Origin of the sequence: Fischerella muscicola PCC 7414, from assembly GCF_000317205.1 — a bacterium.
Taxonomy (GTDB): domain Bacteria; phylum Cyanobacteriota; class Cyanobacteriia; order Cyanobacteriales; family Nostocaceae; genus Fischerella; species Fischerella muscicola.
Genome location: NZ_AJLK01000183.1, coordinates 20,107 through 41,708, shown reverse-complemented (window position 1 = coordinate 41,708; position 21,602 = coordinate 20,107). Strand labels below are relative to the sequence as shown.

21 protein-coding genes are annotated in these 21,602 nt (G+C 40.2%); 4 read left to right on the top strand and 17 right to left on the bottom strand.

Annotated elements, in window-relative coordinates:
* Positions 1 to 16: 16 nt before the first annotated feature.
* Both UYI_RS0128970 and UYI_RS39355 read right to left on the bottom strand, forming a co-directional pair.
* The gene (locus UYI_RS0128970) at positions 17 to 1,159 is read right to left on the bottom strand and encodes a histidine decarboxylase (protein WP_016870188.1); all 1,143 of its coding nucleotides are present in this window, start codon (positions 1,157 to 1,159) and stop codon (positions 17 to 19) included.
* 478 nt (positions 1,160 to 1,637) lie between these two features.
* On the bottom strand, positions 1,638 to 1,844 hold the full coding sequence (locus UYI_RS39355) for a hypothetical protein (protein WP_016870187.1): 207 nt from the start codon (positions 1,842 to 1,844) through the stop codon (positions 1,638 to 1,640).
* Between the two features lie 276 nt (positions 1,845 to 2,120).
* Here UYI_RS39355 and UYI_RS0128960 point away from each other — a divergent pair, with 276 nt between their 5' ends.
* Positions 2,121 to 2,321: a hypothetical protein gene (locus UYI_RS0128960; protein WP_016870186.1), complete on the top strand. Its 201-nt coding sequence runs from the start codon at positions 2,121 to 2,123 to the stop codon at positions 2,319 to 2,321.
* Between the two features lie 56 nt (positions 2,322 to 2,377).
* Here UYI_RS0128960 and UYI_RS37840 read toward each other — a convergent pair whose 3' ends face one another.
* From UYI_RS37840 to UYI_RS0128930, 6 genes are all read right to left on the bottom strand, one after another.
* Positions 2,378 to 2,584: a hypothetical protein gene (locus UYI_RS37840; RefSeq protein WP_016870185.1), complete on the bottom strand. Its 207-nt coding sequence runs from the start codon at positions 2,582 to 2,584 to the stop codon at positions 2,378 to 2,380.
* Positions 2,585 to 2,711: 127 nt separating this feature from the next.
* The gene (locus UYI_RS0128950) at positions 2,712 to 3,119 is read right to left on the bottom strand and encodes a hypothetical protein (RefSeq protein WP_016870184.1); all 408 of its coding nucleotides are present in this window, start codon (positions 3,117 to 3,119) and stop codon (positions 2,712 to 2,714) included.
* Positions 3,116 to 3,385 carry a DUF2281 domain-containing protein gene (locus tag UYI_RS0128945; protein ID WP_016870183.1) on the bottom strand — a complete coding sequence of 90 codons (270 nt, stop codon included), beginning with the start codon at positions 3,383 to 3,385 and terminating at the stop codon, positions 3,116 to 3,118. The genes UYI_RS0128950 and UYI_RS0128945 overlap by 4 nt, the downstream gene beginning before the upstream one ends.
* 99 nt (positions 3,386 to 3,484) lie before the next feature.
* Positions 3,485 to 3,679: a hypothetical protein gene (locus UYI_RS0128940; RefSeq protein WP_016870182.1), complete on the bottom strand. Its 195-nt coding sequence runs from the start codon at positions 3,677 to 3,679 to the stop codon at positions 3,485 to 3,487.
* Positions 3,680 to 3,693: 14 nt separating this feature from the next.
* Entirely contained in the window at positions 3,694 to 6,609 is a 2,916-nt protein-coding gene (gene uvrA, locus UYI_RS0128935) for an excinuclease ABC subunit UvrA (protein ID WP_016870181.1), read from the bottom strand.
* A 223-nt stretch (positions 6,610 to 6,832) separates the two neighbouring features.
* Positions 6,833 to 7,372, bottom strand: coding sequence for a DUF2267 domain-containing protein (locus UYI_RS0128930; RefSeq protein WP_016870180.1), 540 nt, complete (start codon positions 7,370 to 7,372; stop codon positions 6,833 to 6,835).
* Positions 7,373 to 8,673: 1,301 nt separating this feature from the next.
* On the opposite strand from UYI_RS0128930, the gene UYI_RS0128920 reads away from it, so the two are divergent.
* The 3 genes from UYI_RS0128920 (at position 8,674) to UYI_RS0128910 (ending at position 12,170) form a co-directional block, all read left to right on the top strand.
* Positions 8,674 to 9,780, top strand: coding sequence for a septal ring lytic transglycosylase RlpA family protein (locus UYI_RS0128920; protein ID WP_016870178.1), 1,107 nt, complete (start codon positions 8,674 to 8,676; stop codon positions 9,778 to 9,780).
* A gap of 260 nt (positions 9,781 to 10,040) precedes the next feature.
* Positions 10,041 to 11,645, top strand: coding sequence for a bifunctional pantoate--beta-alanine ligase/(d)CMP kinase (locus UYI_RS0128915; RefSeq protein WP_016870177.1), 1,605 nt, complete (start codon positions 10,041 to 10,043; stop codon positions 11,643 to 11,645).
* A 153-nt stretch (positions 11,646 to 11,798) separates the two neighbouring features.
* On the top strand, positions 11,799 to 12,170 hold the full coding sequence (locus tag UYI_RS0128910) for a hypothetical protein (RefSeq protein ID WP_016870176.1): 372 nt from the start codon (positions 11,799 to 11,801) through the stop codon (positions 12,168 to 12,170).
* Positions 12,171 to 12,230: 60 nt separating this feature from the next.
* On the opposite strand, the gene UYI_RS0128905 is transcribed toward UYI_RS0128910, so the two are convergent.
* The 9 genes from UYI_RS0128905 to csm3 all read right to left on the bottom strand — a co-directional run bounded on the left by UYI_RS0128905 (position 12,231) and on the right by csm3 (position 21,600).
* The gene (locus tag UYI_RS0128905; protein ID WP_026086241.1) at positions 12,231 to 13,409 is read right to left on the bottom strand and encodes a response regulator; all 1,179 of its coding nucleotides are present in this window, start codon (positions 13,407 to 13,409) and stop codon (positions 12,231 to 12,233) included.
* A 610-nt stretch (positions 13,410 to 14,019) separates the two neighbouring features.
* The gene (gene murQ / locus UYI_RS0128900; RefSeq protein ID WP_016870174.1) at positions 14,020 to 14,946 is read right to left on the bottom strand and encodes an N-acetylmuramic acid 6-phosphate etherase; all 927 of its coding nucleotides are present in this window, start codon (positions 14,944 to 14,946) and stop codon (positions 14,020 to 14,022) included.
* 141 nt (positions 14,947 to 15,087) lie between these two features.
* Positions 15,088 to 15,480, bottom strand: coding sequence for a DUF3110 domain-containing protein (locus tag UYI_RS0128895; RefSeq protein WP_016870173.1), 393 nt, complete (start codon positions 15,478 to 15,480; stop codon positions 15,088 to 15,090).
* 246 nt (positions 15,481 to 15,726) lie between these two features.
* Entirely contained in the window at positions 15,727 to 16,224 is a 498-nt protein-coding gene (locus tag UYI_RS0128890) for a hypothetical protein (protein ID WP_016870172.1), read from the bottom strand.
* A gap of 24 nt (positions 16,225 to 16,248) precedes the next feature.
* A complete protein-coding gene (gene csx2, locus UYI_RS0128885) occupies positions 16,249 to 17,499 on the bottom strand; it encodes a TIGR02221 family CRISPR-associated protein (RefSeq protein WP_016870171.1) in 1,251 nt (416 codons plus the stop codon).
* A 2-nt stretch (positions 17,500 to 17,501) separates the two neighbouring features.
* On the bottom strand, positions 17,502 to 18,272 hold the full coding sequence (cas6, locus tag UYI_RS0128880) for a CRISPR system precrRNA processing endoribonuclease RAMP protein Cas6 (protein ID WP_016870170.1): 771 nt from the start codon (positions 18,270 to 18,272) through the stop codon (positions 17,502 to 17,504).
* Positions 18,272 to 19,561 carry a type III-A CRISPR-associated RAMP protein Csm5 gene (gene csm5 / locus UYI_RS0128875; RefSeq protein ID WP_016870169.1) on the bottom strand — a complete coding sequence of 430 codons (1,290 nt, stop codon included), beginning with the start codon at positions 19,559 to 19,561 and terminating at the stop codon, positions 18,272 to 18,274. The genes cas6 and csm5 overlap by 1 nt, the downstream gene beginning before the upstream one ends.
* A 4-nt stretch (positions 19,562 to 19,565) precedes the next feature.
* On the bottom strand, positions 19,566 to 20,618 hold the full coding sequence (csm4, locus tag UYI_RS0128870; RefSeq protein WP_016870168.1) for a type III-A CRISPR-associated RAMP protein Csm4: 1,053 nt from the start codon (positions 20,616 to 20,618) through the stop codon (positions 19,566 to 19,568).
* 1 nt (position 20,619) lies between these two features.
* Positions 20,620 to 21,600, bottom strand: a complete 981-nt coding sequence (gene csm3, locus UYI_RS0128865; RefSeq protein WP_016870167.1) for a type III-A CRISPR-associated RAMP protein Csm3 — start codon at positions 21,598 to 21,600, stop codon at positions 20,620 to 20,622.
* Positions 21,601 to 21,602: the final 2 nt, after the last annotated feature.

The following is a 21,602-nucleotide window of genomic DNA, read 5'->3' as shown; positions in this document are numbered from 1 at the left end:
CTAATCAGGTCGGGATTTACAAGCAAGAGGTTGAGAAACAAGAAAGTTTATTCTTAACTAATAAATTGTCTATAAATTGGTCAATTTTTTGGGTAGAAATGTGCTGCATGACGACAATGTGGGCAAGATTTCCCTCTGTGGCTAATTGCCACTTGCGGCACAATTCGATGTCGGGTTTGTCAAAAACGACTGTGGTTGAAAAGTCATTAAGTAGAGGATGGTAATTTATTTCCAAGAGGCGATCGCGTAAATAGCGCGCATTTTGCAAGCAGGTAGCAACCTCCCTATGGAACTGCTGATTTCTCGTCTGGATAGCATACCACAAAAGTAAAGCAGCAAGTCCGCTACGTGAACCCAAAATAGTCATATCTTTACTGCCAATATATTCAACACTTGTCTCAATTTTTTTGACATAGGGTTGACGGGTGAGAACAATTCCGTAAGTGATTGGAGAACCGATAAACTTGTGGCCGCTAACAGAAATACTTCCAATCGGATAGTCTCGAAAACTAATTTTTGGTGCTTCCTGAATAAAAGGAAGTAACATTCCTCCGAGTGCACCATCACAGTGGATATAAAAGCGAATTTCTAACCTTTGCGTGATATCAATAATTCGCTCTATATTATCTACTGCTCCTTTCATAGTAGTGCCTAAATTTATATTGATGATGGCACTTTGCTGTTTTCGCTGTGATAGCTCATACTCTAGATGTTCATAGTTGATTTCACCATTAAATTGTGAACAAATCACAACGTGAGGTATTTTCAATAAACGTGCTGCTTTAGCAACCGAATAATGAGTATCGCGAGAAGAATAAAGAATCGCATCAGGGTAGAGTTCTCTACCCAAGAACATACCGTAGATATTGCCTTCCGTACCACCACTGGTGAGATATCCCCAGTATTCTTCTAGTTCATAAAGCTGGGCAAACCAGTTAAGAGATTGTCGTTCAAATTCTTTAGAATGAAGAGCAAAGTTGCCCTCGACAAATGGATCACCTGCATTATTAAGATTATATTGAAAGAATGGCAGCAGTAAAGTGTAATCAAAGTCGAGGTTAGCAGGATAGCCTATAGAATGTTTTGCACATTCAGCTATATGCTGCTGTAGTCTTTTAAGACTTAATGAAGTATTTGTATCAACTAATGGGGGAAACATAAGTTTATTTTTCTACTTAAACTTGCTAATTTTCTTATGCTTTCTCTGTTATGAACTGATGATGGGTAGCAGAGAACAAAAAAACGAAAAGATTGGATTCAGGCTGAAATACTTACTGCACGCTCTTTTTATTCGTGCTTTTTTTCGCCTTCATCACATGATGTTTGGGATAAAAATGTGAATTACAATGAATTGATCAGTTTGGTTATGTCTAGCTTGTAGCCAAGTATCTCTGTTTTACGCTTTTGCAGCTATGTAATAAGTACCTAAACATAAATAAATTTTTTTGAGTTGAGAGAGGTTTGAATAGGATTAAATATTCATATAGCAAGCTTGTCAGCTAAATTAGTCTCTACACTAATCACATCATTTATTTATGTCTTTTTGCTTATTAAGTTGCTACAGCCACTAACAATTTCATTCTAGCTCTTTGTCAAATGCTGCCGTGTCATTTAGCCAAACAGATCCCCGACTTTTATCAAAAGTCGGGGATCTTGTTTGGAGTTTCAAGTTCTAAACTCGAAGTTTCTCGTTTCAACCCTGGAATTTCTCGTTTCAACCTTGGAGTTTCAAGCTTTGAACTCGAAATTTCATGTTTCAAGCTTGGAATTTCTCGTTTGAAACGAAAAGTTTCTTGTTTAAAACTTGAAGTTCCGGGTTTCAAACTAAAAGTTTCACGTTTCAAACTTGAATTGTCTCATTTTAAACTTGGAGTTTCTTGTTTGAAACGCGTAGACGCGCAGTGGCTTGTCGTCAGACATCGCTCAATCATAGAGAATCACCAACAAGCGATCGCACTTTATACAGATAATTTTATCCTAAACTAAAAATTTATAGCTTGCAAACTAAAAATTTTTAGTTTATATTAAAGATATAGAGAAGGCGCTCTAGACTAACAACCTCAAGCGCCTCTCTATTCCAAAACAATTGTTCATCGTTTTGATATTCAAATATTGTAGCAATGACACAACCAATTTTTTGCCAAACACCTACCAGAGGCTTTGTAAATTTAGCTTACGCTCGCAAAGTTTGCTTTCGGGAGATACACTATAACATGGCTTGGCAACTTGCCTGCGTCATCATTTGGAGTAATGGTGAAAAGGAAAGTTTTTTTGGCAAAGACGCTAAAGTTATAGTCCAAACATTAGAAAAAATGAAATAAAAGTAATATTGCAAGGGAAACTCAAGTGCGATCGCACTTGAGATCCCCGACTTTTATCAAAAGTCGGGGATCTTGTTTGGAGTTTCAAGTTCTAAACTCGAAGTTTCTCGTTTCAACCCTGGAATTTCTCGTTTCAACCTTGGAGTTTCAAGCTTTGAACTCGAAATTTCATGTTTCAAGCTTGGAATTTCTCGTTTGAAACGAAAAGTTTCTTGTTTAAAACTTGAAGTTCCAGGTTTCAAACTCAAAGTTTCACGTTTCAAACTTGAATTGTCTCATTTTGATCTTGGAGTTTCTCGTTTAAAACGCGTAGACGCGCAGTGGCTTGTCGCCAGACATCGCACAATCATAGAGAATCACCAACAAGCGATCGCGCAATTCTCGATGATACTATTTAGACCAAATCGAGATAACTTTCACAGTCTGAGTACGGTGAATAGATTTTTCTGGCTTCTCATTTGTGATGAACTCGACTGCACCCACTGACAATGCTGCTGTAACATGAAGTGCATCCATTGCTCCAAGTCCTGATTCACAAACTTCACTATAAGCACCTTGGATAATTTTATCAATGTCGGTTGCCCAATAAGAAACAGCATTGAAATACGCTTCATAAAAGCTAACTTCACTGATGCGATTGTTATAAATTGCTTTTGGTAATACCTCTAATTTGATAAATATACTTGATGCAAACTCTCGATTTGGATCTTCAAGAATTGTCAATGCTCTTTCTGCAACAATCCCCACACCTCTTGCTGCTGCAATTAATACGCCTGCGTCGATAAATGTACGAATCATTCAGCTTCTTGTTGATATCCACCTCGACGTTCAGCTTTTTCGCGTTCAATACCGTTCCAATCCAACATCGGCGTACCAGAAGCAATAATTTCTTCCCGGATTTTTCGCAAGTGTTCACCTAACTTAGACTTCGATGTAGATTCGACTGGTTGTCTAGTTGTAGAGGTTTGCCTAAACTCTAAAAACTCAACAAAATCAAGAACTTCTTGTTGCTTGTCCAAGGGAAGCGATCGCCATTTTTCCAGTAGTAATTGTTCAGTACTCATATACGATGGTTTTTAACTAAACTAACCGCTAAATCTAGCTTACTGCTTTACTTGATGAGAATGCGTAGACGCGTAGTGGCTTGTCTACGCACCACCTGTTTAATTTTTCTTAGCTAAAAACTCTCGTATCTCAGGTGTGGCTAGTAGATTTTTCGTATCAGCAAGCAGGCGATCGCTCCATAAGTTTTTCTTGAGAAAAGCTAAATCGGCGTATTGTTTATCAATACTCAGCGCCTGTTTTGCCTTAGTAATCGCTTGTTGTTTTTCACGATGGTGCGTTGCGCTGCGCGACAACGCACCCTACCTATTTAATTCGTCAAAGCCACTGGTGGATATTGCTGCAACACCTGCTTTAAATACTGTCCAGTATACGACTTAGGATTCCCTGCAACTTCTTCTGGTGTACCCTTAGCTATGACTTCTCCGCCTTTATCGCCACCTTCTGGTCCCAAATCAATCACCCAATCAGCACAACGAATTACATCTAAGTTGTGTTCAATCACCAAAATAGAATTACCTTTATCTACTAATCTTTGCAACACATCTAATAATTTGTGGACATCATAAAAAGATAAACCTGTGGTTGGTTCATCGATTAAATAAAGAGTTTTACCTGTGGCGCGGCGTGATAATTCTGTTGCTAACTTGACTCGCTGTGCTTCCCCACCAGATAAAGTCGTCGCCGGTTGTCCCAGTTGAATGTAACCTAAGCCAACATCTACTAAAGTTTGCAAGCGAGTAACTGCTTTGGGAATATTTTTGAAAAACTCCAAAGCTTCCTCAACAGTCATATTCAAAACATCAGCAATCGATTTGTCTTTGTATTTTACTTGCAATGTTTCGCGGTTGTATCTTGCACCTTTGCACACTTCACACTGCACATAAACATCCGGCAAAAAATTCATCTCAATAACATTCACACCTTGTCCACCACAAGCTTCGCAACGTCCACCTTTGACATTGAAAGAAAATTGTCCCGGTTTATAACCTCTAGCTTTCGCTTCGATTGTTTGGGCAAAAGTATCACGAATCACATCAAAAATACCTGTGTAAGTTGCTGGGTTTGAACGAGGTGTCCTACCGATGGGTGATTGATCAATGACGATCGCTTTATCAATCGCATTCAATCCCTTAATTCCATCGATTTCTTTCGGGAAAGGAACCTTACGCAAAAGGTGATGTTGCAATGCTGGGTAAAGTAATTCATTAATTAAAGTAGACTTCCCAGAACCAGAAACACCAGTCACTGCGACGAGTTTACCCAGTGGTATCTCCACATCTATATTTCTAAGGTTGTTACGACGAGCATTTTTGATAACTAAACTTACCCCATTCCCTTCTCTTCTCTTCCCAGGAGTTTGAATAACTCGCCTTCCCGACAAATAAGCACCCGTCAGTGAATTTTCCGCCTCTAATAACGCTTGTAAGTCACCCTCAGCAATAATATTACCCCCGTGAATACCTGCACCCGGCCCAATATCAACAATATGATCCGCAGCCCGAATTGTTTCTTCGTCATGCTCCACTACAATTAACGTATTTCCCAAATCCCGCAACTTAGTTAAAGTCCGCAATAACCTTCCGTTATCCCGTTGATGCAAACCAATACTCGGTTCATCTAAAACATATAACACCCCAGTCAACCCAGAACCAATTTGAGTCGCCAAACGAATACGCTGCGCCTCTCCACCCGAAAGCGTCATCGCTGGACGATCTAAAGTCAAATAATCCAACCCCACATCCAACAAAAACTGCAACCTGGCGCGAATTTCCCGCAACACCAAATCCGCAATCTGCATTTGGCGATCGCTTAACTTTAATTGATCAACTCTCTGGCGACACTCGCGAATCGACACCCCCGTCAAATCCAACACTCGGTACTGTCCCAACCGTACCGCCAACGCTTCCGGCTTCAAACGCCTTCCCTCACATACCGGACAGGGTTGATCAATTAAATACTGTTCCAACTTTTGCTTAATTAACTCCGTACCCCCCTCATATTGCCTCTGCAATATCGGAATCACCCCTCTAAAACTCTGCTTCCTCTGCGCCTCTGTGGTTCTTTCTTCACCCTCCCCCTGTAAAATAATCTGCCGCTGTTCCTCCGTCAACTTCTGCCACTGCGTCTGTAACTCAAACCCGTAAGCTTGCCCCAAACCATACAACAACTCCAAATAATAAGAATTATCCTTTTCCGACCAAGGGGCGATCGCAGCATACACAGGTGCTTCCGGGTCAGGAACAACCAACTCCGGTGAAAATGTTTTTAAACTGCCAATCCCATGACAATGAGGACAAGCACCATAAGGTGAATTAAACGAGAACAAACGCGGCGATAATTCCTCCATCACCGCACCGTGTTCTGGACAGGCAAAGTTTTCGGAAAAGATTAATTCTTGGTCGTTTGTTGGTTGTTGATCGTTGGTTGTTGGTTGGACGTCGGAAATAGGAGTAAATAAAATTACAGCTATGCCTTCGGATAACTTTAAACAAGTACTAAGTGAATCGACTAAACGCTCTTGAATACCGTCTTTTTTCACCAAGCGATCAATCACTACTTCAATAGTGTGTGTAAAATTTTTATCTAACTCAATGGCATCTGAGAGTTCTCGCACTTCCCCATCAATACGCACACGCACAAAACCTTGAGAAGCGAGACTAGATAATAGTTTTTTATGAGTACCTTTTTTACCCCGGACTACAGGCGCGAGAATTTGAAAGCGGGTGCGATCGCTCAACTCCATAATTCGATCCACCATCTCATCGATGGTTTGAGGCGCAATACAGCGATCGCAAATCGGACAATGAGGTTCTCCAGCCCGTCCAAATAATAACCGCAGATAATCGTAAATCTCAGTCACCGTTCCCACTGTCGAACGGGGGTTATGGGAAGTGGACTTTTGATCAATGGAAATGGCCGGACTCAAACCTTCTATTGACTCCACGTCCGGTTTGTCCATCTGACCTAAAAATTGCCTAGCGTAGGCGCTGAGAGATTCTACATAGCGGCGCTGTCCTTCAGCAAAGATAGTATCGAATGCTAAAGAAGACTTGCCAGAACCAGAAACACCTGTGAAGACAATTAGGCGATCGCGTGGTAATTCTAAGTCAATATTTTTCAGGTTATGCTGCCTAGCACCCCGAATTCTAATTTTATTAAGGCTGTTGGGGTTGGGGTGGGGGAGGTGTCCATTTAAGGATGCAGCAAACTGAGTTTCTGACATATCGACAGGCTAATGAATATGGGGCAGCACGAAACAGTCCTTAATAATACTAGCGTTGACTTGCACATAATAGAACAATCGTACTGTTTCATTCATGGGAAATCGAGGGATTGGGGAGTGTATGGAGTGTGGGGAGAATTTAGTCCTCCTTGTCCCCGATCCCCGTTGCCTCTAATCCCCACTCCCTACGGTCGTGGGGACCGGTGAGTTCCCCGATCCCTAACTACGCCTGTTCCCAAAGTTCACGCACATGGCCAGGAAGCCAGCTAGCAATCTCTTGAATTCGCTCCTCGGAAAGCTCTTCCTTAGTAGCAGAAAATACAGCTTTTACAACTTGTTCGCGATCAACTGTAGGTGGTAGTCCTCCTTCGTTAGCAACTCGGAAAAGGAAGCGATCGCTATCAATTTTGAAGATACCAGGGCCTTGCCAAGGTGGACGTACCCGGCTTAAAAAGCCTACAATTGGATTAGTGTCTCTCCAGAGTTCGGCTACTTCATTTTGGAGTGCTTTTTCCTCTGTAGTGTACATTGGTTCATGCAGTTCCGCTTCGACATGATCAGCGGCTTCTGTGGTCATTAAATCGCGCATGACCCGAAATACAACTTCAGTGATGTCTCTAGCATCATAAGGATCGGCGAGTCCACCTCTAACCATGACTTTTTCCAGAAATGATCTGTGTTCATCAGCGATCGCAGCTCTGGAATCTTCGATCTCGCTAGGGTCAACTTCCGGCAAGTCTTTTCTTAAAGTTTCGTCCGGCATATTTATTCCTGTGTTTTCTAGTATTTAGCAATTATGCTCATTTACTAAATTGCACTAGTTAAAAATGCTTAACACCGTTCAAAGGTTTGAGAAGCCAGGTAGCCAAAAGTTAGAGATTATTCTAGTTCCCAGGCTCCAGTCTAGGAACACAATCGCAGAAGTTCCGCCTCTGTTGACTTAAGAAGGCAAAACCATCATTGCAGTATTTTTTGCTGGAAGCATGTGACGAGGTGTGAAAAATGGAGTTTTAACACTCTACTACTCTACCACACAAGTTTTGACAGCTTGCAAGACGTCAGATCCCCGACTTTTTTAAAAAGTCGGGGATCTAGTCAAACTGTCAAAATCAATTTGGTGAACTACTATTCGTTTATTACTTCATGTTCTCAAGTATAGACACCTACCTGTATTTAACTGATTCATCCCGCATTTATGCAACGCCCACCCTTTTATTAATAACCCAGTTTAAAAAATAACGCGTTCTCAACTAACTAAGGCAAGATGTTATGTCTGTTTACTCTGGTTAAAAATAATTCGCATCGCACCAGCAAATCTGGTTAATTTATTTAATAATGAGTTTTGATTTTGTTGTAATAAATTTTTCATATACCTGAAACTACTTTCCAGTTCTTTATTCCAGAGAGATGTAAATTAATTTACTACATACCTGCTGTGTGTAATTAATTCACTGAATCCAGGTACTTGTTGCAACAACCACATTCATATAAAGATAATCAATATCAAAATCACTGCAATGCTGATTGTAGATATCGACTTTATAGTCAGCGATCCCCTAATTGCTATCTTTGATGAGCTATTAGCAATTACTACTGAAAAATTGTTATAAAGATAACTTAAACTTTATGACTAATTATAATTTTTTATCTTAAGCATATCTACTTATTATAAGTATATTTATGGGAGAATCAGGTTTTTGAGAAACTAGATAACATTAATGAGCTTTTTAGGCAAGCCCATATGCAATTTCATTGATTTGAATACCAAATAGTGTCAAGTTTTCTTAATAAAATTTCTAAACAATAAAAAAAACTGTTACATCGCCAAAATCCGCATTTTAGAAAGGTTTTGACCTTGAAATACTAATTTAATTCTGATAAAGTTACCGAGTCTTACGCTAAAACCCTGATCCCCAAGTTCAGAGGTTTGTGTTAATGTGTTGCAGTTAATAGCAAAAAGTGAAAGCGGAACGAGTTCGATTGTTGGGGAAGGTAATTTTCATTAAATGCCTAACCCACGAACTGTCAAACCTCCGTTCTTCAGTAGCTTTAATATTCGGACGCATGAATCAAAAACATTTGTGGACTGTTGTCGCTGTGTGTAGCACAGTTTTGGGGATGCCCTTAGTTGGACGTACCGAAACAGCTAAGAAAACTGCTCCAAGCTCACCACTTCTGCCTTCAGGTGATGTGGAAAAAGTAGGAGAATACCAATCCCCAAAAGCGAATCTTGCTTCAGGTGCTGCGATCGCCAAGATTCACACACACCAAGTAGCAGGTCGCCCAGTGGCAACGCTCTATATCCGTGATATTCCCGTTCTCAGCTTTTTAGGACAGAAGTCAGTTGCCAATCAAGAAACAAAAGTTGGTGAAATTGGTAACGTCAACGGGGTATCGAAAGCTCTTGATAGCAGCAGTCCCACTCAAATAGCAGCAACCAATGGGACAGGCATAAGTTTGGCAACTCAGACTAGCTCGGCAACACAAGACCCAATTCAAAGGGCAAGTGTAGTAGCAGCAAAAATTAACCAGCTAGTCCTAGATAAAGTAGACGCCAGTAAAATCATCGTCAGCTGGAAAGCACCAAACGCATCTACAACATCCAAGCAAGACCAGAATAAAGGACTAACTGGTCAACAAAAAGCTGGCGATCGCTTCGTCATCAAGGTTAACAATCAAGAACTGGTAGAGATTGATCAAAACACAAAACTAGCGGATACAACCAACGATCCAGCTCAGGATGCATTGCAAGCAACCAACCGCTTGCGCCGACTCATAGGCAACGCATCGCCTATAAATCAGATCGCTAACTTACCTGCACCTTCACCAGTATCACTACCAGCTAAGCTACCACATAAGCTTGCCGTCAAAGTGCAAGACACTTTCAAAGGCATAGCTTCCTACTACGGCTATGATTTTTCTGGCAATAAAACCGCCACTGGTGAGAGGTTCAATCCCAATGGAATGACAGCAGCTCACCGCAGCTTGCCTTTCGGTACAAGGGTGCGTGTAACCAATACCCGCAATGGTCGGTCTGTAATTGTGCGAATCAATGACAGAGGCCCATACATTCGTGGTCGGGTTATTGACCTCTCTTTAGGTGCAGCGCGCGTCTTAGGTATGATGAGTAGCGGTATCGCACCTGTGCGAATTGAAGTTCTAGGAAGGTAGTTAGTAGTTAGTAGTTGCTAGTTAGTAGTTGGTAGTTGGTAGTTGGTAGTTGGTAGTTGGCATTTAAGTACCACTAACCACTAACCACTAACCAATAACCACTAACCACTAACCAATAACCACTAACCAATAACCACTAACCACTAACCACTAACCACTAACCACTAACAAATCTTCTTGTTCCCCTAGACTAGCCTCTTGCCTCACTTTCGGATATAAACTAACGGGGGAGAGCTAGATTCAAGACTAGGGGTATTTTTGTGCGCCTGTTGACAACTACTGTGGCATTACGCTGCTATTTAAATCAACGCCGTTCGGAAAATCAGCTTATAGAGCAAGAACGGCCATCAGAATTTGAGGTGACTGGCAGACCCTTGACGGCTGTTGGTCTAGTTCCTACTATGGGAGCCTTACACAAAGGTCATTTAAGTTTAATTCAACGGGCGCGGCAAGAAAATGCTACGGTTATTGTGAGTATTTTCGTCAATCCTTTGCAATTTGGCCCCAATGAGGATTTTCACCGCTATCCCCGCACCTTAGACCAAGACCTGCAACTGTGCAAACAAGTAGGAGTAGATGTAGTTTTTGCGCCGACTCCGGAAGAAATGGGAGTTGACCTGAAAAATATACAAGAATCAAAGGTTACACAAGTCAACCCACCATCTGGTATGATATCTGGCTTGTGTGGTCGCTATCGGCCTGGTCACTTTCAGGGTGTGGCTACGATCGTGACCAAACTTTTTAATTTGGTACAGCCTGACCGAGCTTATTTTGGTCAAAAGGATGGTCAGCAACTAGCTATTATCAAACAGCTAGTAGTTGATTTGAATTTTTTGATCGAAATTGTTGCTTGTGCAACGGTGCGGGAAACAACTGGCTTAGCCATCAGTTCTCGTAACCAATATTTGACTACCACAGAAAAACAGCAAGCAGCTGTGTTGTATAGTGGCTTGCAAAAAGCCCAAGCAGCTTTTCGCGCTGGAGAACGCAATGCTAACAAGCTCATTGCAGCAGTTCAGCAAGAAATAGCAATGGTCAGTTCTGTATCTGTGGAATATATTGAATTGGTTGAACCAAATACTTTAATGCCAATAGAAACAGTTCAGGAGGAAGGAATGCTCGCGATCGCTGCTCGTCTTGGTTCTACACGTTTGATTGATAACACCATTTTGCGCGATCGCCAGCCAATTATTGCTATTGACGGGCCAGCCGGGGCTGGCAAATCTACCGTTGCCCGACAGGTAGCAGCAAAACTAGGTCTGGTATATCTAGATACAGGAGCCATGTACCGTGCGGTCACTTGGCTGGTACTGCATGAAGAAATCGCCCTAGATGATGAATGTGCGATCGCAGAATTAGCCAGCAGGTGTGTAATTGAACTGGCTCCGGGGCAAGACTTACAATCTCCAGTACAAGTGTGGATTAACCATCATGATGTTACCCAAGCAATTCGCTCAATTGCCGTGACATCCAATGTTTCGGCTATAGCTGCACAAAGTGCTGTACGTCAAGCATTAGTCAAACAACAACAAAGGTGGGGCAAAAAAGGTGGTTTAGTTGCAGAAGGACGGGATATCGGTTCCCACGTTTTCCCCGATGCAGAAGTGAAAATCTTTTTAACCGCTTCTGTGCAAGAACGTGCCCGTCGCCGCCTACGTGACTTTCAGAAACAAGGTCAAAGCGAAATATCTTTGGAACAGCTAGAAAAAGATATTGCCGAACGTGACTGGAAAGATAGCACCCGCAAAGTTTCTCCTTTGAAGAAAGCACCAGATGCGGTTGAAATTAGCACAGATGGTTTGTCAGTAACCGAAGTCACAGAAAAAATTGTTGACTATTACCAGCAACGTTTATCTCAGTTTTAGTAATCAATGGTCATTGGTCAATTGTCAATTGTCAATAGTAAAAATATTGCCCGTGCCAATGACCCTATGCAGCAGAAGTTAATTTAGATTAAGTCAATGAATCTGAGAATAAACTCGTTATCCTAGAGGAAGAGCAGGACGATACTTTAACAAATGAGCTTTAAAAACTTTCAGTTAAGTCTGTATCAACTCCGCCCTTGGCTTACCCTCGTAGTAATTGCGTGGTTACTAGGATCATTAGGCTTGAGCTGGTTGGTAAATTCGTTGCTGATAATCGTTGGGCTACTTTTGCTCACGCCTATTCTGGCGTTTTTTGGGTTCCGTTGGTGGTTACAACGTAACCTAGTTACTGATCGCTGTCCCGTTTGTAGATACGAATTTACGGGTTTAAATCAGACTCAGTTGCAGTGTCCTAATTGTGGAGAACTGTTGTCAGTGCAACAGAGCCATTTTCAGCGCATTACACCCGATGGGACAATTGACGTGACAGCCGTTGAAGTACCAGCACAATCACTCGAAGATTAATCAATGGTCATTGGTCATTGGTCATTAGTAAACAAGCAACAAATGACAAATGACAAATGACTATTTAATATTGACTAATTCTGAAGTGGTTTGTGTGTATTTACGTACTATAGCCATCACCTTTTCAGAGGATACAGGTTTGCCGAGCAAATCTGTAGAGCCTACCATTTTAGCTCGAACTCGGTCTAAAAGACTATCACTGTCTGTCAAAATAACTATAGGTGTATTAGCAAATAGGGAAACACGCCTGATTTGAGCGCAGATTTCGTAACCACTGGTAACTGGCGACACCAAATTCAAAAAAATCAGGTTTGGTCTATGCTCAATTAGGATTGATAGCGCATGAATGGTATCTTGAATATTAATAAATCTAAATCCATTAGAAATGAGAATATTCTCTAGTGTTTGACTAACCGCAGGGTTGTTATTGACATAAGCAATAAGTGGACTATTGTCAGTTGTGAGTTTTTTTATTAAAGAGTTATTATTAACTTCAACAACTCGTAAAGGTAAATCAAAAACTTCTACTAATTCAACTGTTCCTTTGGATATATAAGGAAGCAAAGAATGGGTAACTGTAAGTACGCTTTGCTTCATTTTTGCGCTTAAATCCCATAGAGTATATTTGCCATTGATTAAAGTCACAAAATTCTTGTATACTGCTGAACTTACCTGTTTATGGAGTTGATCTGGTTTTCGTACTGTTGGGGCTAAATTAGGTGATATATTCTTCAAACCAGCTTCTAACCAATGTTTCCAAGACTCTTGCATCAGTTTGAAAGATATATCTGCACCTGCGATACTGATTGGTGTTTCTAATATGATCTCTTGGTTGCGATCGCAACTTATGGAGTAAAAATTTGCTTGTTGAGCGATATCAAATAATAATTCTGCGATTGTGCTTTCTATAACAGCAATTATTTGTTCGCGCTTAATTTTTTGTTGCTTGTATAGAGAATCTAGCAGACAATAATCCCAGTAATCGATAGATACTTCTTGAGAGTGCAAAGATATCTTATCAACATCAATACTAGGGCAGTGTTGAGCAATTTGTCGACGCCAACGCCGAAAAGGATGAGTGCCTCCGGTTGCCCAAATTATTCTACCAAAATAATAATATAAAATCCATTTTTGACCATTGGCACTTTTAATATTTAATCTACCACTGTATTGTAATTGATTACAAAGTTTCAATTCATTAATTAATTTATCTGCTACCATCATGGGCGGATGGTTCATATTTTTTTCCTTGATTAATGTCATTGGCAAATTAATTTGATTTTAGAGATTTTTTATCTACACAGTATTAATTCACTACATTTTTAGAGTCCAAATCAAATGAATCAGCAAATGATTATTGCTGTATTGATTTTGCTATTTGTAGCAGTTTTCAATTGATTAAATAACCAGTAACAATTCCAAGCTTCTCTCTTTTAGGTAAGAGAGTAGCGATTCTTTCTCCTACACAAAGGAAAGTTTAGAGAAAGATGAGGATGGTTGATTAGTTTGAAAACAGCTGTATTTTATGTGTTGGTATACAGATTTCCTAAGTTCAAAATCAAACTGTTCTAGGAATTATATATAATAGTATACTTTGGAAATTAAGTTTGTATCCGTATTAATTCTGATTTTATTATTATGTTAATTTGTAGAGATAGGTAGTTTGTCGCTGAGAATATTGTAGAGAAATAGCTTCGTAGTAAGCAATTCAATTTCCTGGAGTATACCTGCACTCACTACAAAGCCGACCAAACTAACACGGCATCTCAAAATTTATTTTTATACTAAATAAAATAATTGATACCAAAACCCTACTTAATAGAAAAGCTAAAAGTCTATACTCCGACTTTTAGGACTTGTTGTAATTTTTACCGCTAGCGATCGCTGCTCTGAGATTACCTTGGTTTTGAGAAAGAAGTTGTAGACCTTGTTCTTTGTCCAAGCCAGTCCAGTGCATTAGGAGTGCCAACTTTACCCATTTACCACTGCGTTCTAATAAAAAATCTGATGCTTCACGACTCAAACCCGTCAGGTCTTGCAAGATTCTTAAAGCGCGATCGCGTAATTTGTTATTAGTTACCGCTACATCTACCATGCGATTTCCGTAGACTTTGCCTAAGCGCACCATCACACCCGTAGACAAAATATTCAAAGCTAGCTTAGTTGCGGTTCCAGCTTTGAGGCGAGTAGAACCAGCAAGCACCTCTGGGCCTGTTAATAGGCGAATATCAATATCTGCTTCTACACTCACTTGCTCAGCAGGTACACAGGCGATAAAAATTGTAGTTGCTCCCCGTTGACGAGCAGCATTGATCGCACCATGAACATAAGGTGTTGTCCCACCAGCAGTAATACCAACTACTACATCTAGTTGCGTCACTTGTCGCTGTTGTATCGCCGCCTCTCCATCTTGAAAGCGGTCTTCTAAATCTTCAGAACTGCGTAGTAGCGCCCCAGCACCACCAGCAATAATTCCTTGTACAAGTTCTGGAGGGGTACAAAAAGTTGGTGGACACTCAGCAGCATCTAATACTCCCAACCTCCCGCTTGTCCCTGCACCAACGTAAAACAGCCGTCCTCCCTTTTGCAAACACTCGGCGGTACGTTCAATTGCTTGAGCCAACTGGATCTTTGCAGCAGCAACCGCAGCCACTGCTTTTTCGTCCTCGCGATTAAAGATTTCTACTAACTCTAAACAACTGAGTTGGTCTAGGTTCTGGCTATTAGGGTTAACTTGTTCTGTGAGCAGATGTCCGCGTTCGTGTAAATCAGTCATTTGTTTGTTGTCCTTGAACCACTATGTGGAGTCAAGTGTCAATTGTCCAGAGTCAAGTGTCAGTTGTCCAGAGTCAAGAGTTTTTTAACCATTGACAATTGACCATTGACAATTGACAATTGACCATTGACTAATGACTATTTATAGTAATCCTTCTAATCGGCGACGAATACTATCTAGTTCCGAATCAGACAATTCTGCTTCTGGTGGTGATTCTTGGGTATCAGTGTCTGGTTTCCAGTCGGTTTCTTCTACATTGATTTCTGGGGGAACCACCAAACCACTATTTTCTGTGACGATTTCCCAATCATAGCCAGCACTTTGACAAAACTCTTTGATCTCTTCAGCATCAATTGGCTCGACTGCGGGTGTAGGGAAATCTTGGGCTTCTAGCATCAAAGCAAAGCGGGTGGCGTCGTCTTCTGACTCAAACATCAAAATTTTATTGCGATCGCCTTCTCGAACTGTGTGGATTCCTTCGTTGTCTGTGCCAGCATTGAAGATTAACACAAAAACACGCATGGGTGTAATCATCTTTCCTTTTTTTGGGGTCTATTCTTAATTAAAGTTCTAGCTGGTGTCTAAAGAAAAGATTACGAAGCTCACCCGGGAGCTAATTGGGATGTGTGGCGATCGCGGTTTCGTGGCTTCTGACTTGAAAGCAACCTCACCCCGTCCTGTTGGACACCCTCTCCTTGCTAAGGAGAGGGGTAGCGGGTGAATTTTTTTTCATCGGGACTGACCTCAGCCCTCTGCCTCCTGAATCAATACTACAAAATATTATTTAAAGCTGGTGTCTACCTTTTGGGTTAACTCTCCCCGTTCCACTTTCACGAGATTATCCCTAGCTGCAATAGTAATATACAGAGAAATTCCGCAGTCAACAGCAGCCATTACCAATGCCGCGGACAAGGTTTTGGTTCCACCAGTGTAGTCAGCCATGATTTGGTGTCCGCTTTCTTGTTGTAATTTGCGGATACAATTGCAAATTTTGGAATAGCATTCGGCTAAATTATCGGGATTTTGCACTAAAATCAAATCCCGTTCTGGTTGAAAGTTTTCTCCTAAATTTACCTGTGTGGGAATGTTGGGTAATCTTTCGATCACCTCTGCACCCCGACGCACTTCACAAGGAGTTCCTTCGCCAATAACTTGTGATTTACTTCCTTTCTCACCATCGGAAGCAATAAAGATAACGCGATCGGGTTGTAAGCTGCGGATAGCGGTGATGATGGGTTGAAAGGAACCACCGACGGTAACAAGGAGAATTTTGGACATGAATGTGACTTAATATGATGAAGTTTAATAATTTTCTTGTGGAGGTAGTAGTGATGCTACTAATTCTGAAAGAGATGGATATATCTTTTCAAAACGATCTTTAAGTGTTTTGGCTAATTTAGGATCGGGATTCATGCCAACATGGGCAATATCATTTCTTAACTCTCTAACTTGCTGCCAAAGGTCTATTAGTTCGTCTTTGTTTGCTAAGTTTTTAAGCTTTTCATCGCAACTACTAATAGTATCAACAGTTTTTTTTGACTGTATTATTACTCCATTATTTAAAGCTCTTTCTACTTCAGAACGTCCATTTTTATTAGAGAACATTGGTTCTCCAAACTTGAGAGCTAAAACAGAAACAATCCATTCACGTGTTAAAGTTACTGCTTGTACGATTTGCTGTCTTTCACGGTACCACTGAATCATTTTTAGTTGCAGCCATAAATTATTAGCTAATTGCGAATTTTCTCTTGGGTTTTCAAGGGCGAATTGGCCGTATTCTTTGACTACTTGTTCACCTAAAATACTAAATGGTTGTGCTTGTTTAGCAATACTAGGTGCAGCTTTTTTTAAAGCTTGTTCTAGCTTAGTTGCTTCCTCCATAGTTTCTATTGGTCGAGTTAGGCGTAATGCTAGAGAAATAGATTCAATTGCCTTAGACGCTGCTTCAAGATCCCTTTTAAGTTCTCGTGCTGAAATACTATCACGTAGTTCGATTTTGGATGGCATTCCTTTTTTTAATAAATCAGCTAGTGGCTGTCCATCTCCTATTTCCACAAAACGCTCAGTTGCAGTTAACCAGTCGAGCATTCCAATAAATTCAGATAAATCAATAACTGGTGCTATTCCATTATTGGAAAATCCTAATTCCCAGGCTCCGTAGTAAATAGCCTCAATTGTAACGTTTTTAGCTGCTTTAAGGTATGCTGCAAATAAAAATACTAAAAATGGTAAAGAACGCAAACCATGAGTTATATCAAATATAACGCTGTCATTTTCATTTACTTTTTGATTAATAATTTTAAAAGTTTCCCACATTTCTTCGGTGCTTTGCCCAGTGGGGATTTCAACTGCTTGTATGCGTTTTTCTTCTAATTTCTCTAAAATAGGAAAAGTTTTTTCTTTGGCTTCACTTGTCACACAAACTAACATCGAGTCATAATTGCAAAACTTATGTAAAGCTTCTGCAAATACTTCTCCGTCATAATTTTGACCTTGAAAACAATATGTTGTTTTCTTAGCCTGAATACCCAAAAATGTAATAATCTTTTTCATAATTATCTACTTGATATATTAATTAATGTCTGTCCCATCCCCAACCTTGTCTTCATCCCCGTACCAGCAAAACGCGCATATTGAACTAATAAATTAGCCACATTTGCCAATAAAGAGTCAGCACGATTAAAAATGTGTAGCGTTACATCACCCACAAATCCATTCACATAACCTCTATGTAATTGCCAACTTCTGGTTTGAATTTTGTGATTTTTCAGCAAAATCGCATTGCTGAGGTAAGCAATTAATTCATCACCTCCCAAATAAACAGGCGCAAAATTATTCCAGCGTTCTAGCCAACTGTGGAACATTAAATTTGGTACAGGTAGAGGTAGATTTGTTCCACCCTGAGAAAAAGCTGTGGGAGTGATAAACTGCAACTCAAACCGTCTGATTGCTTCTGGTTCATTTGCTACTAAAGTAGTATACAATTCTTCATAACTAGTAATTTCATCTTCACGGTTGATAACGTTAAATTTAGCTCCAAGGAATTCTAAAGAGTCTGAGAGATTAAGATGAGAAATTGTTTTTGTTGAAACTTCCTGCAATCCACACAGAGATAATTTGTAAAATTCCTCTGGATGGAAGGTGAAAAAATCTCTAGAAGTTGAGCATGAACCGATGATTCCTGAGTATGAAATGGAAGGAATCGCTTCGTTTCCCATTTCTAAACCTAGTTGTTGATGCAGTTGTTTTACCAGTTCCAAGCTATAGGAACGGGGTAAAATTGTCGGTTCTGATACACTTAATATCCAGGTAGAACGAATTAGCATTAGTCTTGTAGATTTTTGAATTTAACCCATCCCGGTACAAACTTAATTTCACCTTTGGTATTCATCACAGTTCGCCTAGACTTTGGTGCTTCAAAACCAGGCGCTTTTAAACCACAAGTATCGCGAATATCTTCCCGCAGTTCATCATCAAGACACAAGCCAATAGTAGTCCCATTCATTCCACTACCCCAACCCAGTCTCAAACTATAGGGACATTTTTCTGGTTCGTAAAATTCGCGGATATAATTAAAATCTAAATTTTTCCCTGATGCTTGAGGATTGTTCTTAATTTCTTGCCAGTAATCATGCTCATAGTCCCATTGTTCTTGAGTAAATTCTTGACATATTTGTAAGAGTTCATCTAGGTTACTAAAGGGTAACTTCATCCCCTGTTTATGTGTGAACCATGAAAGCATTTCTGTATCTAATGTAATGGTGAATTCTGTTTGGATATTTCGCACCATTTCAGTATAGATAGATGCTTTATATTTAGCTAAGTAATCTGGAAATCTGCTAGAAACTACTACCTCGGCGACAACAGGTATGTTAACAGGTATTTCTTGACCTTTCTTAGTTTTGATTGTGCTTTCTAAGAGTGGTGCTGAATCTGTAATTTTGATAGCTCTGAAAAAGTCTGTATTTGGCCCTTTACCAGGAAAGTTTCTCTCTTGATATGTGAGGTGGAATTCTGAGAATAAACTATCCATGAATAGCTCATCATCGAGAAATTTCTGCTGATTTTGGTTAATTTTTCCTAATTTTTCTCTCAATTTTTTCTCAATTTCGCTCACCCGCTTTGATGAAGGTAATTGAAAAAGGTCTGCGTGTTTCAATAGATAATATGTGATGGCAGTTCTAATTGCTCCTTTAATTGAAGAACCAGGAATAAATAATTGTCCCATCCCATTCCGAATCATGGGACGCAAATCTGTAATTCTCTCAGATGTCAACTTTTGGCTGACGGCTTCTTTGGAAAAAATTGGACAACCTTCTGCATCTTTAGCTTTCCACCACTCGGAACCAAAGGCTTGTTTTAAAAGTCCTGTGATGTCTTGGCGTTCTTCAATTGCTTGAATATAGTCATTGAAAAATCGTCCTCCTTGCGCTAATAAACCCTTTGCTAAGGCTTCTTGGCTGGGGAGATATACTTTTCTATCTGTCTGTACATATTCAAAAGGATTTAATCTTGATACTGATGAGCCAATATGTAAAATTGGACTTGTCAAGAGAATCTTTTTTGATTGATAAAAATCAGGTTTCTTGAGAGTAAAATCGGGAGAAACCACCATAATATTATTTATCCTGTGCTTTAATTGGCAGACTCAAGCTAATACCACTACGGTAAATGCGATGTTTATTAAAACCGTTGGGTGTAACATCTACTAGCTTTCCTTGTGGTGGTACTAGAAAAACTGAACCTTCGCTAAACATTCGCACCATTTTACGTCGGAGTTGATTTTCTGCTATCCAACCACCCCGTTCTTGAATGTCATAGCTAGCTTGATTTAAAAAGTCAGTTGTTATGGGTGTATCCCAAAACAAACTCATCAGCGCGTGATGATTTCCAGCGGAAAAATCTACCACTTTTTGCCACGTTTCTGGTAATTCTAACCACTTAACTTGAAATCTTCCTGCACCACTCGAACGTTCTCCTCCCAGTCCTTCTTCTCCTAATAGATACAAAGCAGCTTTTAGCTTGTCTACTAATTTCTCTCCTTCTGGAGATAATTGTATGAGAAAGTATAAACCAGCCGGATTTTTCTCCCACTCAAATTGAACAAAACCAGTATGGTAAAAGTTTGTTGCTCTGGTAACGCGGTCTACAGCAACTTTCGGAACTTTGTTAATTTTAAAGGCTTTTTTGTAGTCAAAGGTTCCTGCTGCTTTGAGTTTTCCCTCTGATTTACCAGTAGTTTGAGCAATTAATTCTTGGCGATCGCTCTCTTGAAACCCTTCTGTTTGATACCATCTTTGCCATATTTCTAAAGGCAAATAATTAAGCTTTTTGTAGGTTTTGAAAAAAGCTAGATCGTCATCAGGATAGTTGATGGGAAACTTCAGGGGACGGGGAAGATAGTAAATTGTTTCTTGTCCAACTTCTCGGTAAATAAAGGTGGAACTGATACGGAAAGGGGGAGTTAATTCAGGTTGCTCTTTTGAAGGAAATATCTGCAATAATTCCTCAACTGCATTTTTACCGAATAACCGCGCATAGACACTAACCCATGCACTAAATAAAGCATCGGAACGGACGCGATCGCTCGTTTTTTCCATGCCAATTCCCACTTCCCCAAAATGCGCGGGGCTACGGTCAAAGTTGAGTTTAACAAGTTTCCAGACACTCATATCAATCTCCTGGCAGTAATCGTTGTTCGATGTACTCGCGTAAATTTCCAAAGTTATCTAAGAGTACTTGGGTGTTAGGAATGGTTTCTAATGGTTGTAAACCTGATGTACCAGGAGGAGTACTGGTAATTTGGCGGTACTGTGCCAAGCTACGATAGGAAAACTGAAAGTTCTGAAATCTGACTTTACCGTAACCTCTAGAACCATGTCCGCCAAGTGCATCATCTTCTAAAATGGCGAGTGCGATCGCAATATTTTGCAAGTCTTCAATGACTTGGTTTTTGTTTTCAACGGTGTAAACTAATTCAAACTGGAATTTTGATCCAGCGGGTACACGTTCTAACTGTCTGGGATTTGCTGCTGCTGTTACTCGGTCAATACCGTTTTCAAATTTCCACTCAGTCATGTATAAACCAGTGTCGACTTGCTTGAGTTTTTCTGCTGATTCTGGTACTAAATGGCAATCTCGAATAATCAATCGAGCTGGCGCGTTACGTCCGCGATTGATTCTAATACAATTTTGATTTTGTATTGTAGAAGTAGGATTATTTTTATTTTCTTCATATAATCCTTCTTCTCTAGCAGTTTCAATTGGCATCCAAAATTTGGAACCCCCGGTAGAACCAAATAGACGACTAATTTGACAGGTGTTAGCACCTTCGTAGGCAATAAATCTACCTGCTTCTACTTCAGTAAAACCATCTTTTAAATCGTCACTTTCGTAGCGCCAAGTACCGCTTCCTCCTGTACGATTTAGGGGTTTATTTAATAATCTTTCTAAGGTAGAACGTAGTTTGCCTTTAATTGAAGAACCAGGTAAATAAGGATATTTTGTGAGAGGATCACGAATTACCGGTTTATCCAGTCCACCGATATCCAAATTTTCGCCACCACCACCAATATGCAATCCTGTTTCAGCAGAAAGTTGACTAGTGAGGGTTAATTTACCAAGTAAGGGTTTTTGTGCGTATGATACTGGCATAT

What these genes read in the sequence shown, in the direction of transcription:
- UYI_RS0128945 (WP_016870183.1), bottom strand. Translation starts at nt 3,385, where the DNA reads ATGAGTACTGAACAATTACTACTGGAAAAATGGCGATCGCTTCCCTTG.
- UYI_RS0128970 (WP_016870188.1), bottom strand. Translation starts at nt 1,159, where the DNA reads ATGTTTCCCCCATTAGTTGATACAAATACTTCATTAAGTCTTAAAAGA.
- UYI_RS0128905 (WP_026086241.1), bottom strand. Translation starts at nt 13,409, where the DNA reads ATGAACCATCCGCCCATGATGGTAGCAGATAAATTAATTAATGAATTG.
- UYI_RS0128920 (WP_016870178.1), top strand. Translation starts at nt 8,674, where the DNA reads ATGAATCAAAAACATTTGTGGACTGTTGTCGCTGTGTGTAGCACAGTT.
- csm5 (WP_016870169.1), bottom strand. Translation starts at nt 19,561, where the DNA reads ATGGTGGTTTCTCCCGATTTTACTCTCAAGAAACCTGATTTTTATCAA.
- csm4 (WP_016870168.1), bottom strand. Translation starts at nt 20,618, where the DNA reads ATGAGTGTCTGGAAACTTGTTAAACTCAACTTTGACCGTAGCCCCGCG.
- cas6 (WP_016870170.1), bottom strand. Translation starts at nt 18,272, where the DNA reads ATGCTAATTCGTTCTACCTGGATATTAAGTGTATCAGAACCGACAATT.
- UYI_RS0128930 (WP_016870180.1), bottom strand. Translation starts at nt 7,372, where the DNA reads ATGCCGGACGAAACTTTAAGAAAAGACTTGCCGGAAGTTGACCCTAGC.
- uvrA (WP_016870181.1), bottom strand. Translation starts at nt 6,609, where the DNA reads ATGTCAGAAACTCAGTTTGCTGCATCCTTAAATGGACACCTCCCCCAC.
- UYI_RS0128895 (WP_016870173.1), bottom strand. Translation starts at nt 15,480, where the DNA reads ATGATTACACCCATGCGTGTTTTTGTGTTAATCTTCAATGCTGGCACA.
- murQ (WP_016870174.1), bottom strand. Translation starts at nt 14,946, where the DNA reads ATGACTGATTTACACGAACGCGGACATCTGCTCACAGAACAAGTTAAC.
- UYI_RS0128960 (WP_016870186.1), top strand. Translation starts at nt 2,121, where the DNA reads ATGACACAACCAATTTTTTGCCAAACACCTACCAGAGGCTTTGTAAAT.
- UYI_RS0128950 (WP_016870184.1), bottom strand. Translation starts at nt 3,119, where the DNA reads ATGATTCGTACATTTATCGACGCAGGCGTATTAATTGCAGCAGCAAGA.
- csx2 (WP_016870171.1), bottom strand. Translation starts at nt 17,499, where the DNA reads ATGAAAAAGATTATTACATTTTTGGGTATTCAGGCTAAGAAAACAACA.
- UYI_RS0128910 (WP_016870176.1), top strand. Translation starts at nt 11,799, where the DNA reads ATGAGCTTTAAAAACTTTCAGTTAAGTCTGTATCAACTCCGCCCTTGG.
- UYI_RS0128890 (WP_016870172.1), bottom strand. Translation starts at nt 16,224, where the DNA reads ATGTCCAAAATTCTCCTTGTTACCGTCGGTGGTTCCTTTCAACCCATC.
- csm3 (WP_016870167.1), bottom strand. Translation starts at nt 21,600, where the DNA reads ATGCCAGTATCATACGCACAAAAACCCTTACTTGGTAAATTAACCCTC.